The sequence below is a fragment of the Novosphingobium sp. AAP83 genome (genome assembly GCF_001295795.1).
Taxonomy (GTDB): domain Bacteria; phylum Pseudomonadota; class Alphaproteobacteria; order Sphingomonadales; family Sphingomonadaceae; genus Novosphingobium.
The window spans coordinates 66,638-79,914 of sequence record NZ_LJHY01000002.1; the positions used below are offsets into that span (position 1 = coordinate 66,638).

Consider the following 13,277-nt stretch of genomic DNA (forward strand, 5'->3'; position numbering starts at 1 on the left):
GGCCCGCGTACCTTATCGAATCCGGCCAGTTCGTTATTGATAAGCCCATGCTTCGTAAACTGATCGCAACGCTCCTCGCACTCATGTCTCTCGCCGTAATGCCCGCTGCCGCCCATGCGCGGTTGCAGTGCGTAACTTATGCCAGGCAGATTTCAGACGTGCAGATCATGGGCAATGCACGCGATTGGTGGGGCAACGCCGAAGGCACTTATGAGCGTGGAAATCAGCCTAAGGCTGGCGCCGTTCTCGCATTCTCGGGCACCCGCGCCATGCCGTATGGCCACGTTGCCGTCGTCCGCAAACTCGTTGATGCCCGCCACATTCTGATCGATCATGCAAACTGGTCAGGTCCCGGAGCGGTTGATCGCGGCGTTGTCGCAGTCGATGTATCGGCTGCTGGTGATTGGAGCGAAGTCCGCGTCTGGTACGCGCCAACCAAGTCAGTGGGCCTGCGCGCCAGCCCTGCCCACGGCTTCATCTATCCTCGCACCCTCACCGCAACAGCGGCGGTCAAGGCAGACGCCAAGGGCTGATAACGCTCAAGCACGCAAAGCCTCTTCGGGCACCGGCAGCAGCAACGCCAAGGCTTCTTCCGGTGGCATAGGCTTCCAGAACAAGTACCCCTGTATCATCTGGCATCCGGCAGCCTGCACCAGTGCTCGTTGCACAGGCGTTTCAACACCTTCTGCCACAACCTTCATCCGCAATGTATGGCCCAGCGACACAATCGCGCGCAGAATGGAATGCGCATCCAGATCAGCTTCTATATTCTGGACAAATGAACGGTCGATCTTGATCCGGTCGAACTGGAACGAGCGCAGATAGCTGAGCGACGAATAACCGATCCCGAAATCATCCAATGCGATACGGAATCCCCGGTAATTCAGTTCCTTGAGGACTTCGATCACATGCTCGCTGCGGTCCAGCATCACGCCTTCCGTCACTTCCAGGATAAACCGGTTCGGATCGGCTCCCGTCTCGCGCAGCAGCGCATCAATGGTCGTGAGGAAATCGCTGGCCATAATCTGCAACGGCGACAAATTTACCGAGATATCGCTGTCTGGCCAATCACGACATTCTGTAAATGCCTTGCGCAGCACCCAATTGCCCAGCGGCACCATCATTCCTGATTGTTCTGCCACCGGTACAAACAAGTTGGGCCGGATGGCCCCACGTTCCGGATGCGGCCAGCGCAACAGGGCTTCAAACCCTTGAATCTTGCCGTCAACCTCATCAACGATTGGCTGGTAGGCCAATGCCAGTTCATCCCGCGCGATGGCCCGGCGCAATTCCATTTCCATTTCGCGGCGAAGCTTTACAGACGCATCCATATCGCGCGTAAACCGGCGATAGCGCATACGGCCCCGCTGCTTGGCGCGGTAAAGCGCGATGTCGGATCTGCGCAACAACTCGCCGGGATCCTCGCTCTGTTCCGGCCCCCAACTGATCCCGCAAGAACAACTGATATCAAGGTTGCTTCCGGAAATCATGAACGGCTCGCTCATCACTGCCATGATCTGCCGGCCGATCATATCAGCGGCTTCTTTGCCTCCGATGGAACGCCGCAACAGCACAAACTCGTCGCCGCCAAAACGCGAAAGGAAATCATCCGGTGGCAGCGACTTGCGCAAACGCAATGCCACTTGTCGCACAACTTCGTCACCTACCTGATGCCCAAGCGTATCGTTCACCACCTTGAACCGGTCAATATCGATATAGGCCACGAAGACATCGCCCAGTTCGCGCCGTTCTACACAGGCCGAAAGCTCTTGCTGCAATTGCTGCATGAAATGCGTGCGATTGGGCAAACCAGACATAGCATCGTGCATCGCGTTGTGTTGTGCCTGCGCTTCGCTGGCAATCAATTCACCGGTCGTCCTTCGCATCCGCCGCACGATAATCGCTCCGCCTGCAACTACGCCCAGGAAGAACAGGAGATAAATCGCCAGCAGTGGCGCAGTGCGCCGCAAGATCGCCGGTCCTGGCGGTTTTGCAACCCAGGACAAATAGCCGACCTTGGCATCAGCGATGTCGGTCAGCGACAATGCATTCCGGCCAGTTGCCATGTCTGGCTGCATGGTCAGGCGCACATCTGAAAGCAATAACGAACCGCCGATGTCGGCGATAACCCGTTCATCGAAATGGCGCACCAGCACGATATAGTCAGGCGCACCGCGCAGCAACGCGGGTTGAACGTCGGGAACAATCGATGCCACGGCCAGAAACGCCGGTTTGCCTTCGTGCCGCGCCAAAGATGCCAGTCCTCGAGGGATGGGTAGCCCTTTGGCATCATAGGGCCAGCTTACGCCGCCATGTTTGCGCGATTGCGCAGGCCGCATTTTGCTGCGACTTTCGTGCGCAGAGCGTTTGATCAATTCACGGACTTGGTGTTCCAGCGCTCCAAGCTGGCACTGACCTTCCAGCTTGACGCCCCTCCAGCAATGCACCACCCTTCCATCGAAGCGAACATGGTAGAGGCGGTCAATTCCTTGGCTACCCCAAAAATATCCTGCCAGAAACTCGCGAGCCCACGGTTCGAAGTCCGGGCTATTCAGCTTGGTAACGGCATCATCCCACCGGACTTGCAGCATACCAGCTTCGGCAATCTTGCGGCCGTTGCGTTCAACAAAGCGTTGCACCAACTGCCTTTCTTCTGTTCGGGCATATTCATCGGCAATGTTCGTAGAATTGCGAAACGCCATAACCAACGCTGCGGTGAGCGCCAAAAGAGCCAGGAAGGTAGCCGCAATAATCCAGCCGGCGCTGGTCGCACCTGCCGCCTTTTGCGATCTTTCTCGCCGAAAAGAAGGCAGCTTCCTCATTATCTTCATGATTAGCAAACGGTTACAAAGAAATGGTTATCAGGAGAGGCTGTGGAAACCACAAGTCACGCGCAGAGCGCTGATCTGTCGATGGAACAAATCCGGGTGCTCACGGATTGCTTGGGTGAGAACACCTGACGGGAGGGTCTCCGGGAGAATTCTCATGCTGTTAACCGTCGCGCTTGTTCTACTTGTGTTGTGGGTGCTTGGCGTCTTTGCCTTCAAAATCACCGCAGGCGTTATCCACATCCTGCTCGTTCTCGCCCTGATTGTCGGTCTGGTGCAGCTCTTTCGTGGCCGCCGGGGCTGAACATCCAAACCGCACAGGAGACAGGTTGCACTATGCAACGCTAATGCCTAGCTTCGGGGGCGTGGAACATCGGACCAGAAACCGTCCGGGACACGCCCTTTTTAATCTCAGTTTGGGAGTTCGCCATGCGCGAGAGGCTTCAACATTACATCAATGGCCAGTGGGTCAACAGCGAAGGCGGCACCCGCCACGAAGTCATCAATCCGGCCACCGAAGAAGCTTGCTGCGCTATCACTTTGGGAACGCAGGCAGACGTTGACAAGGCCGTGGCTGCCGCGACCGCCGCCTTCAAAACCTTCAGCAAAACCACGCGCGAAGAACGCCTGGCGCTGATGGACCGGATCATTGCCGAATACAAAAAGCGTGTGCCTGATCTTGCTGCCGCCATGGCCGAGGAAATGGGCGCACCTGTCAGCTTCGCCAGCACGGCACAAGTCGGCGCGGGTATTGGCGGGTTCCTTGGCACCATCGCCGCGCTCAAGAACTTCAACTTCTTGGAAGACAACGGCGCTTTCAAAGTCGCCTATGAACCCATCGGCGTGGTTGGCATGATCACCCCGTGGAACTGGCCGCTGAACCAGATCGCGCTCAAAGTTGCGCCCGCCATTGCAGCTGGCAACACCATGATCCTGAAGCCATCGGAAGAGTGCCCCACCAACGCTGCGATTTTTGCTGAAATCCTTGATGCCGCAGGCGTTCCGCCGGGCGTCTTCAACCTCGTTCAGGGTGATGGTGCGGGTGTTGGCACCGCAATCAGCTCGCACCCCGGCATTGATATGGTCAGCTTCACCGGCTCTACCCGCGCCGGCATCCTCGTGGCAAAGGCCGCTGCCGATACGGTCAAGCGCGTGCATCAGGAACTGGGCGGCAAGTCGCCCAATCTGGTGCTGCCCGATGCCGATTTCGCCGCGCATTTGCCGTCGACCGCGTCTGGCCCCCTCGTCAACAGCGGGCAAAGCTGCATTTCGCCCACGCGCATCCTGGTGCCGCGTGAACGCGCCGATGAAGCCGCCGCATTCGTCTCGGCAATGTATTCGGCAACCACTGTCGGCGATCCGATGGAAGAAGGCGGACATATTGGCCCTGTCGTCAACAAGGCGCAGTTCGACAAAATTCGCGGGTTGATACAGTCAGCCATCGATGAAGGCGCAAAGCTTGAAACCGGCGGCCCTGATCTGCCTGCCAACGTCAATCGCGGCTACTATATCAAGCCCACCGTGTTCTCGGGCGTCACTCCCGATATGCGGATTGCGCAAGAGGAAATCTTTGGCCCCGTCGCCACGATCATGGCCTATGACAGCCTCGATCATGCCATTGAGATCGCCAACGACACGGTTTACGGCCTATCGGCTTGCATCACCGGCGATCCCGCGCAAGCGGCTGCCATCGTGCCGGAACTGCGCGCCGGAGCGGTCGCCATCAACAACTGGGGGCCAACGCCCGGCGCTCCATTCGGTGGCTACAAGCAATCGGGCAATGGCCGTGAAGGCGGGCTCTATGGCCTCAAGGACTTCATGGAAATGAAATCAATCAGCGGCTTGCCTGCCTGATCAAATCACGATTGGACAGAATACCAGGGCCGTTCCAACCGGAGCGGCCCTTTTCCATGCGTGCTTGCGCCGCCACCAGCGCCTTGGGGTAGACCTCACCCAACAGCGCCTCAAACGTCTGCCGCCATTCAAAGCGCCCCGCCACATGGCTGCGCGCCGCTTGCCCCATCTGCCGATACGGCCCGCGCCACAGCGCCACGACCGCTTGGGCCATGGCGGTTGAATCATCCACCGGCACCAGCACTCCGGTTCCCTCGGGCACACGCTCTGGCATCGCGCCGGATGCCACACCCACAATCGGCAGACCGCTTGCTTGCGCCTCAATCACCGAAATGCCGAAAGTTTCGTCCGCCATTGCCGAAACATAGATGTCGGCAGACGCCATAGCCCGCGCCAGTTGCGCACGATCCGCAATATAACCCGGAAACGCCACCTGCCAACCACGCGAATGCTCCTCCAGCATCTCGCGCAGCTTGCCATCGCCGATCAGCACCAACCCGGCATCGAGCGATGACGGCAACCGCTTGAACATTTCCAGCAGCCGATAAGCGCGCTTTTCATTGTCCAGCCGTCCGGCATAAACCAGCAGTGGCCCACGCGCGGTCAGGCCCAAGCTATCGCGCCACGCCGGATCGCGACGCTGCGGATGGAACAGTTTGGTATCCACCCCCAAGGCCAGCACATCCACATGGCCGATACCATATTCATCCAGCGCCCGCGCCATCACCGTGCTCAGCGTGTAAACGCGGTCAAATTCGCGGTAGGTCAATTGCGCATAGCCCGTGGCAAGCCGCCGCAACCCGCTCGCCACAAAGCTGCCGAACAAGCTCGACCCTACACGATAGATGTGCGCCTCGGGAAAATCGGTGTGATAACCCGCCACCAGCGCCGTCTCCGGAAACGCCTTGGCATAATGGATTGCCGTCCACGGCAGCACCCATGGACACTGTGATTCAATCAGATCGGGCCGGTATCGCTCCAACACATCGCGCACCACACCGGTGCGCATGATAAAGCGATAGTTCGGGCTGCCCCGCACTTGTTCGGCCCCCACTTCGGCCCAGATGTGCCGCCCGTCTTCGACAATGCGGTCTTCCGGGCCGGGTACGATCTGCAGCAACCGGTGCGGTGTATGATCCAGAATATAGCGCCGCTTTTCGCGCAAATAGGTGCCAATCCCCCCGCCGCCATGCGGCGCATAACTCTGGGTCAGATCGCATAGAAGCAGCGGGCGCAATGCGTTGGTCATACTTCCCCAAGGCCACGGAGAAGTGTCAGTTTGAAGTCGGTATTGCACCGCCGTTACAGCAGCTTAATAATCCTTGGCTGCCCGCAAGTTGATGCTTTCATCGCCGATGGTCGATACCGTCGCCAAGACCGCTAGCCATCGCGTGATCCGGAACTCCACCGATGTCGCGCTATAGCCGCCGCCATCGGTAATCAGTTCCACAAACACGCGCCGCCCCAGATACTTGCCCACCGCAACGCTGGTGCTCGATCCGATCGACGGATCAGCCCCCACAATCCGCAACCGGTCCAGCCCGATCGCCGCGCGCAGCTTGTTGATCGGATCAAGTCCGCCGCCACCGCGCAAACTGGCCAGCGCCGATGCCAATTGCACCGCTTCAGGTGCCGAAATCTGCGTAATCGAGCTGCCGAACAGCAACCGGCTCAGCAATTCCTCTTCGGGCAAAGCAGGGGTTGATGAGAACGTGATAACCGGTTTGAAACCCGTTCCGGTGATCGTGATCTTGGCGCTGACGTTGTTCGCATCGCCCTCGGCCACGATATCCAGCAATGGATCAACCGGCACTTGCCCGGTAAAGCGTATGCGGCCCCGCGTCAGTTCAAAGCGTTTGCCCGCAAACTCGTAACCGCCGCGCACCAGATCCGCCGTGCCCAATATCTGCGGGGCTGCCGTCGTTCCGCGCAAGCGGATATCTGCGCCCCATTCGCTATCCAAGCCCAGCCCGCGCACTGCGATGCGATTGACCCCCGCCGCATCGATCAGGAACCGCCATGGCGAAGCGGCCACGCGCGCGGGCGCAGCATCGGCAGGCGCATTCACTTCACGCGTGGCGATGTTGGGCAATTCGCGCACCACACTGGCGTTGCCCAGCGTCCATCGCGCCGTATCAATCCGTACGCGTCCGGCAATCGTGCCACCCACACCATCGCTGATAACGCGCAACGGGCCAGTCACCGCTGCTGCCATATCATCACGATTAACCAGCGCCGCATTCTTGGCCGATAGGCGCAAATCAATCGAAGGCCCGCGCGTTGCAAGGTTGGCAAGGCCGACGCTCCCGCTCCCGCTCACCGTCCCGCCATTGGGCGTCGTGCCCGAAAACCGGGCGAGCGACAGTGTTGAATCCGCAAACGTCCCTGCCATCTGCACTTGGCGGATATCCGTGCCGGTCAGCGTGCTTTGCAACCGCAAACCCTTGGAAGATAACGCCCCGCGCAAAATCGGGGCCACAATCGTGCCGCCAATATCCGCGCGCACGCCCAGCGGTCCGGTCAGGTCAAAGATCTCCACCCCCGTCAAACGCCACAGCGCCTCGGCCGGTCCGGAATAGCGCAATTGCCCCGCAAGCTGCCCCGCAGAGAGCCGCTCCATCACGCTGCCGCCGCGCGGCAAACCGCTTATCCTCGCCTGAAACCGCCCGCGTATATCCGCGCCTTCGCGGATCACCGCGCGCGCTTGCAAATCATCCGGGTCAAGCTGCGCCACCAGCGCCAAATCAACCGGGCGCGATGTGAGCACCAACCCCGACCGCGTGAATCCTTTGACCATCAGCGCAGCATTGCCCGAAGGCGCACCCTGCCCGTCATTGGCGTATTCGACCACGCCCGATGCCACCCCGCCAAGGCCAAGATCGGCAATGACGATGTCCACCACCGACACCGGCATTTGCGAAAGCAGCAGCTTCATCTGCGTCGGCCCGCCCAGCACATGGCCTTCCGCAATCACAATGCCGCGTCCAAAGCCGATCTGTGTGGGTGCCAGTTTCCACCCCTCGCCCTCACGCGTCATCACCGCGCGCCGGGGCATCGTCACATTGCGCCCGGCATATTCGCCTGAAACATAAGCTACGATCTGCTCGGGCGCGAAGGCCGCCGTACCTTGCAACGCAAACCGCGTCCCGCGTCTGCCGGAAACCGATGCGGTGACCGAACCGCTGCCATCCTGCAAATAGGCCGCCGCTGCCAACCGTCCGACAAACACTTTGCCCATGCCGATCCCCTCGGCCAGCAGCGTGCCCTCTACCGTCGAATGCCCATCTTTGATAAGTCCTGTCGCATCGATCTTGGCATTGCCGATCGATAGCGGCTTGGCCCCGCCAAACTTGGCGTTGCGCGCAGTCACATTGGCATCAAAGCCCTGCCCGCCATCGCGCGGTGCCAGCAGCACAGAACCGTTCAGCCCGCCGCCAACCATCGCCAGTTCACCTGCAACACCCGCCTCGCCCAGCGTCACCCCGCCGGTCACATCTGTTTGCCACACGCGAAACTTCTCGATCTCGACGCGCGCCGGACCGCCCTGCGGCATAAACAGGCCAAACGCCCCCGCAAACGGCCCCAATCGCGATTCCCCGCCCGTCTCGATGCGGAAGCCATTGGCAATGGGCGATAGTGCCACGCGCACATCTTTCAGGCCCGCCGCAGGCAGCGGATCGGCAAACACCAACACCGCATTCGGCCCCTCACCGGTCATCGCCGCTTGCACCGTAAACGCACCATATTCGGTATGGCGGCCCTGCCCGGTCAGTGAAGCTGCGCCGCCGGTCTGCACTTTGCCATCCAGCGCCAATTGCAGCTTGGCCGAAGTCACCGTTGCCTTGCGGAACGTCACCGGAATACGCTCGCCCAGCGCCAAACCTCCGGCAAAACGCACGTTGCCGCCGGTCAGGCTTTGCAATGTGCCGTTGTCAATGCGCGTCATCCGCCCCGCCACATTGGCCTGCAAGGTCCAAGGCACGCCATTGCCGATCTTGAACAGAATTTTGGCATTACCATCGACCGAGCCGAGGTTGGACAAGGCAAATCCCCGCGCCGCCACCGGGCCTGCCAGCGCATAGCCGCCCCGCGCCATGTCCCCGCTCAACGCCAACTGCGCGCCCAGCCCCTTCAACGCCAAAGTCAGATTGTCAGACGTCAATTTGCTGCCCGCAAACTCCAGATCGCCGGTAATGCGCCCGCCCGGAAAGCGCGGATCGATCAAAGCATTGCCCGTCGTCACCCGACGCGCGGTCACCGCCAAGGGAAGCACAAAGCGCGTGCCGTCCCATGTCGCGGTCCCTGCGCTGCGCAACCCTTGTGCATCCAGCGCGCCCAGTTTGAGCCGCCCCGCTGTCAGCACATGCTCGATTTCCAGATCGGAAAAGGCACCATCCAGCGTCGCATCCAGCGCCACATTCTCAAGCTGCGGCGATGATACCAACCGGTCCGCGCGCAGCACTTTGGCACGCACTTGCAACGCGTCGGCTTCGTTGTTCGCCAGATCAAGCTTCCCGCTGGCCGCCATTTCAAACGCTTCGCCTGCCACCGCCAAGCGGCCATCAAGCGCGTTTCCGGCAAATGTACCGTCATAAACAACCGACAGCGTCTGCCCCACCGCGCGTCCGGCAATCCCCTTTAGTATCTCACCGGGCCACGCCTGCCCCGCCAGCTTATAAGCCCCCGAACGGTTCTCCAGTTGAAACGCCGCCAGCCGCTCACCATCCTGTGTGGCATAGGCAAGCCCGTTCCACTGCGCCCAACTGCCGCGTCCAGATATCCGCGCCCTGATGTCGCGCTTTGCCCCTGCCAGCGTGGCAATCACGCCATCCTTGGGCGCATCATATGTCAGCGCCAGATCAAACGTGTTGCGGTCCGGTTCGCTATCCAGCTTGAACACGATCCGGTCTTTCTCGCCGAACCGGCCATCCACATTAACAATCGCATGCCCGCCGCGAATATCCGCGCGGGCCACCATATCTACCCGCTGCTTTTGCCCCGCCATCGCTTCTGAAACGGTCAGGTTGTCGATCACCAGCTTGTCTACGCGAATGTCGAAGTCCGGCAGGATCGGCGCGTTCTTGTCCTCGCTCGGGCGCAAACGCGGCGCGCGGCGCAAAATCCCGCGATGCAGCGCCAGCAACCGCACATCCAGCCCGGTTTTCAGCCATGAAAATGGCCGCCAGCTCAATTCCGCCTCGGGGATCGTCAGAAACACCCCTTCGGGATCGCTCACCCGAATGTCGCGCAACGATGCCTGATCGTAAATCGAACCATCAATCCGGCCAATCTCGATCCGCAAACCGGAACCAGGTGCAAATGCCGCAATCCGGTCTGCCACCAGCCGGTGCCCCAGCGATGAATCCAGCACCAGCAACGCTGCCAGCACCAGTGCCAAGCCTGCCACCATCAGGATCGCCATCCGGCGCGCAAACCCCAAGGCAAACTGCACTTTCCGGGATCGCACCGGTGCGACAGGTGTCGGGTTCGCTCCGTCCATCAGAACGCCTGCCCCAAGGCCACGTAAACGCCAATCAGGCTGTCACCGGGGGAACGGTTCAGAGGCGTACCCACATCAATGCGGATCGGCCCGAAATTGGTCTGGTAGCGCACGCCAACGCCAACCCCGATCTTGATGTCCTGAAAACTGGGGCGCGTGGTGGTGTCCACCGCGCCTGCATCCACAAACGGCACAACGCTTACCGCACCGCCCATCAGCCCCGTCTTGACGCGCGCTTCCAGCGAAAACTCGCTCAAAGCGCGGCCACCGCTCGGCGCATTCAGCGCGTCGCGCGGGCCGATCTGCTGGAAGCCATAGCCACGCACCGATCCGCCGCCACCGGCATAGAACCGGCGCGATGGTGCGATGCTGGCAATCGGCGCGCCCATGATCGTGCCCAGCCGCACGCGCCCTGCCACCACCACGCTATCGCCGGCGGGCTGGTAATAGCTCGCGTCAAACTGCACCCGGCCATAAGTGGATCGCACGCCGTTCTGCACCGAAATCTCGGGCGAAGCGCGCAAGCCCGCACGGAAACCTCGCGTGGGATCAAGCAGGCTGTCACTGCCATCATACATCCCGCGCATCGGCAGCGCGCCGATGAAATAGGTCGTGCGTGGCGCATTCGCCCGGATCGCCGCCGCATCGCGTTCACGCGTCGCCAGAATTTCCAGGCCGCCTGCAAATATCCACGGTTTCTGGAACAGCAGCGTCGTCTGCCGCTCAACCCCGGCAATGCCCGAAATCGTCAAAGCCTCGAACGCCGGGCTCACCTGATTGCGCACGAAGATATCGGAATTGAAGGTCAGGTCGCGCTTCAGGAAGTTGTTGCGGCGGAACGTCACCCCCGCCAACTGCTCTTGCGTTCCCACCACGCCGCGCACGCGCAGCATGCCTTCGGGCGGGAAGATATTGCGGTGTTCCCATTGCGCCTCAAGCCGGAAACCTTCCCCGCTTGAATAACCGGCAAGGCCCGCAATGGTGTGCAACGGCGCTGGCGTCAACGTCACGTCAACATCAACCGTGCCCGGCGCTTCGCCCACCGGCTTGATAACTTCGCGCGTTTCCACCGTTACCGAAGAAACCAGCCCGGTCGCCAGAACCGCCTGCCGCAGATCATCAATCTGTGACAGTTTATAGGCATCGCCATTGTCAAACCGGGCGATGCGGTCAAGATGGCGCGAACTCAGGAATGTCTCGCGCGATGAAACCACCCGCCCGATGGCGTATCTGCCGCCCGGCGTCACCGGAACCGTTAAATCTCCCTCGCGTCGCTCATGATCGATCAACAGATCAGGTGCGCCCACTTTGGCAAAGGCATAGCCACCTTCACCAAGCGCGCTTTGCAGGTTCAACCGCTCGGCAACCACCCGGTCCGAATTGATCGCATCGCCCGGATTGAGCTTGAACGCCCCGCGCAGCGCCGCAAAAGCATCGCCCCCGGCATCTAGCTCGCCCAAGCCGATCCGGCCTAACCGGTACTGCGGGCCGGGCTGTAAATCGAACCGCACCACAACCTTCTCAACATCGACCGGTCCCGCGTCATCGGCACTCGCGGCAGCAGACAACCCGCCAAGCGACTGATACAGTTGCGCATCGTAAAACCCGTGAATGCGCATGATATTGATCAGCAATTCCCGGTCGGTCCGCGCACGGCGCACGATCTGGGCCAGATTGTCCTCATCATCATCGAACGATTTAAGCGCCGATAGCCCGGCAAACCGCGCTGCGATGGCCGCTTGATCGGCAATGGCATCAGCACCGCGCGGGAACGCCAGCTCCACCTGGCTGCCCACGCGCACAATATCGGCGTCAACCAGCTTTGCACCAACGCCTGTATCGGTCTCCTCCTGCCCCGGCAAAGCCTCGACCGCAGCATCGGTGGATTGTTCGGCCACATCAATGTCGGGATCGGGCGACAGCGGCTCGATCGTTGGCAATTCAGTGCCATCGGGCCAGGGAATGGTGATGCCCGCAATATCGGGCATGGCGGCGTCTGCCTCGATCTCTTCGATCAACGTCTCGGGCGGAGCGCCGGTGCGCGCGGCATCGGTATCCACCGCCCACGTATCGGCATCCTGCACCGCAGAATCCGGGATCAGCGCCTGAAGCTCCTGATCGGCCTGAAGACCAACTGGCATCGACTGCGCGAAAACCTGCGCAGGCGCGCCCAGCGCCAACAGCGCCGCAACGATCCGCGCCAATGGCAAATCAGACGTGCGCGTAACGCTCTTGCGCCCCGTAAACGCCGTCCTTGAGGCTGCCTTCCACGCTGCCTGTGCTGTTGCCGCCACCGCGCGCGGCAACCGCGCGGCCAATGGCGCTGGCCTGTTCGGCCGGTTTGAACCGCTCCCACCCATCGCGGCCAAGTTTTTCCATGGGCCGGAAACGCACTTTGTATTGCATGCGCTCTGATCCCTCGACCCAGTAGCCGAGGTAGACATAAGGCAATCCCACGCGGGCCGCGCGCTGGATGTGGTCAAGGATGATAAAAGTGCCAAGCCCGGACCGTGTCTCATGTTGTGGGTCATAGAAACTGTAAATCATCGAGAGGCCATCGCCCTGCTCGTCAGCGAGACAGGCGCCAACCAATCTCCCCATCGAGCCATCGTCTGTCGGCTCACGATATTCAATCACATAACTCTTTACGGGTGAGTGTTCCACCATGTCGGAAAAGTCCATCTCGTCCATGGTTGCCATCCCCCCGCCGGGATGGCGCACTGCAAGATAACGCTGCAATAGCTCAAACTGTTCCGGGGTAGACCATGGGCGGCACACATTCACCACCAGATCCTTGCTGCGCTTCCAGATCCGCTTCTGTGTAGACGATGGTTTGAACTCTTGCGTGACCACGCGCACCGATACGCAGGCAGTACATTCCACACAACTGGGCCGATACGCCACGGTCTGGCTGCGGCGAAAGCCGATGCGGCTAAGCGCATCGTTCAGTTCGTCCGCGTTCGGACCTTTCAACTCAGTAAACACCTTCCGCTCGCTCCGGCCCGATAGATAAGGGCACGGTGCAGGGCTGGTCACGAAAAAGCGCGGAAATCGAACGGGGGCGGTCACGGCTTACAGTTGCCTCCTGCGGTCGG

The 13,277-nt window shown here is 60.7% G+C and carries 8 protein-coding genes; 3 read left to right on the forward strand and 5 right to left on the reverse strand.

Annotated elements, in window-relative coordinates; translation table 11 throughout:
• The first annotated feature begins 47 nt into the window (after positions 1-47).
• Positions 48-533 (forward strand): CHAP domain-containing protein, encoded by a 486-nt coding sequence (locus IP81_RS01205; protein WP_054106149.1) that lies wholly within the window; start codon positions 48-50, stop codon positions 531-533.
• A gap of 6 nt (positions 534-539) precedes the next feature.
• On the opposite strand, the gene IP81_RS01210 is transcribed toward IP81_RS01205, so the two are convergent.
• The gene (locus IP81_RS01210) at positions 540-2,831 is read right to left on the reverse strand and encodes a putative bifunctional diguanylate cyclase/phosphodiesterase (protein WP_369800689.1); all 2,292 of its coding nucleotides are present in this window, start codon (positions 2,829-2,831) and stop codon (positions 540-542) included.
• A gap of 154 nt (positions 2,832-2,985) precedes the next feature.
• Between IP81_RS01210 and IP81_RS19995 the strand changes: the two genes are divergently transcribed.
• Both IP81_RS19995 and IP81_RS01215 read left to right on the forward strand, forming a co-directional pair.
• Positions 2,986-3,132: a lmo0937 family membrane protein gene (locus IP81_RS19995; protein ID WP_157573028.1), complete on the forward strand. Its 147-nt coding sequence runs from the start codon at positions 2,986-2,988 to the stop codon at positions 3,130-3,132.
• 125 nt (positions 3,133-3,257) lie between these two features.
• Positions 3,258-4,682 (forward strand): aldehyde dehydrogenase family protein, encoded by a 1,425-nt coding sequence (locus IP81_RS01215; RefSeq protein WP_054106151.1) that lies wholly within the window; start codon positions 3,258-3,260, stop codon positions 4,680-4,682.
• Here the strand turns inward: IP81_RS01215 and IP81_RS01220 are convergent.
• The 4 genes from IP81_RS01220 to IP81_RS01235 form a co-directional block, all read right to left on the reverse strand.
• Positions 4,663-5,931 (reverse strand): glycosyltransferase, encoded by a 1,269-nt coding sequence (locus IP81_RS01220; RefSeq protein ID WP_054106152.1) that lies wholly within the window; start codon positions 5,929-5,931, stop codon positions 4,663-4,665. The two genes, IP81_RS01215 and IP81_RS01220, sit on opposite strands and share 20 nt — an antisense overlap.
• A 63-nt stretch (positions 5,932-5,994) precedes the next feature.
• A complete protein-coding gene (locus tag IP81_RS01225) occupies positions 5,995-10,182 on the reverse strand; it encodes a translocation/assembly module TamB domain-containing protein (protein ID WP_054106153.1) in 4,188 nt (1,395 codons plus the stop codon).
• Entirely contained in the window at positions 10,182-12,500 is a 2,319-nt protein-coding gene (locus IP81_RS01230) for an autotransporter assembly complex family protein (RefSeq protein WP_231626195.1), read from the reverse strand. The genes IP81_RS01225 and IP81_RS01230 overlap by 1 nt, the downstream gene beginning before the upstream one ends.
• Positions 12,394-13,251, reverse strand: a complete 858-nt coding sequence (locus tag IP81_RS01235) for an arginyltransferase (protein ID WP_054106154.1) — start codon at positions 13,249-13,251, stop codon at positions 12,394-12,396. The genes IP81_RS01230 and IP81_RS01235 overlap by 107 nt, the downstream gene beginning before the upstream one ends.
• Between the last annotated feature and the right edge of the window lie 26 nt (positions 13,252-13,277).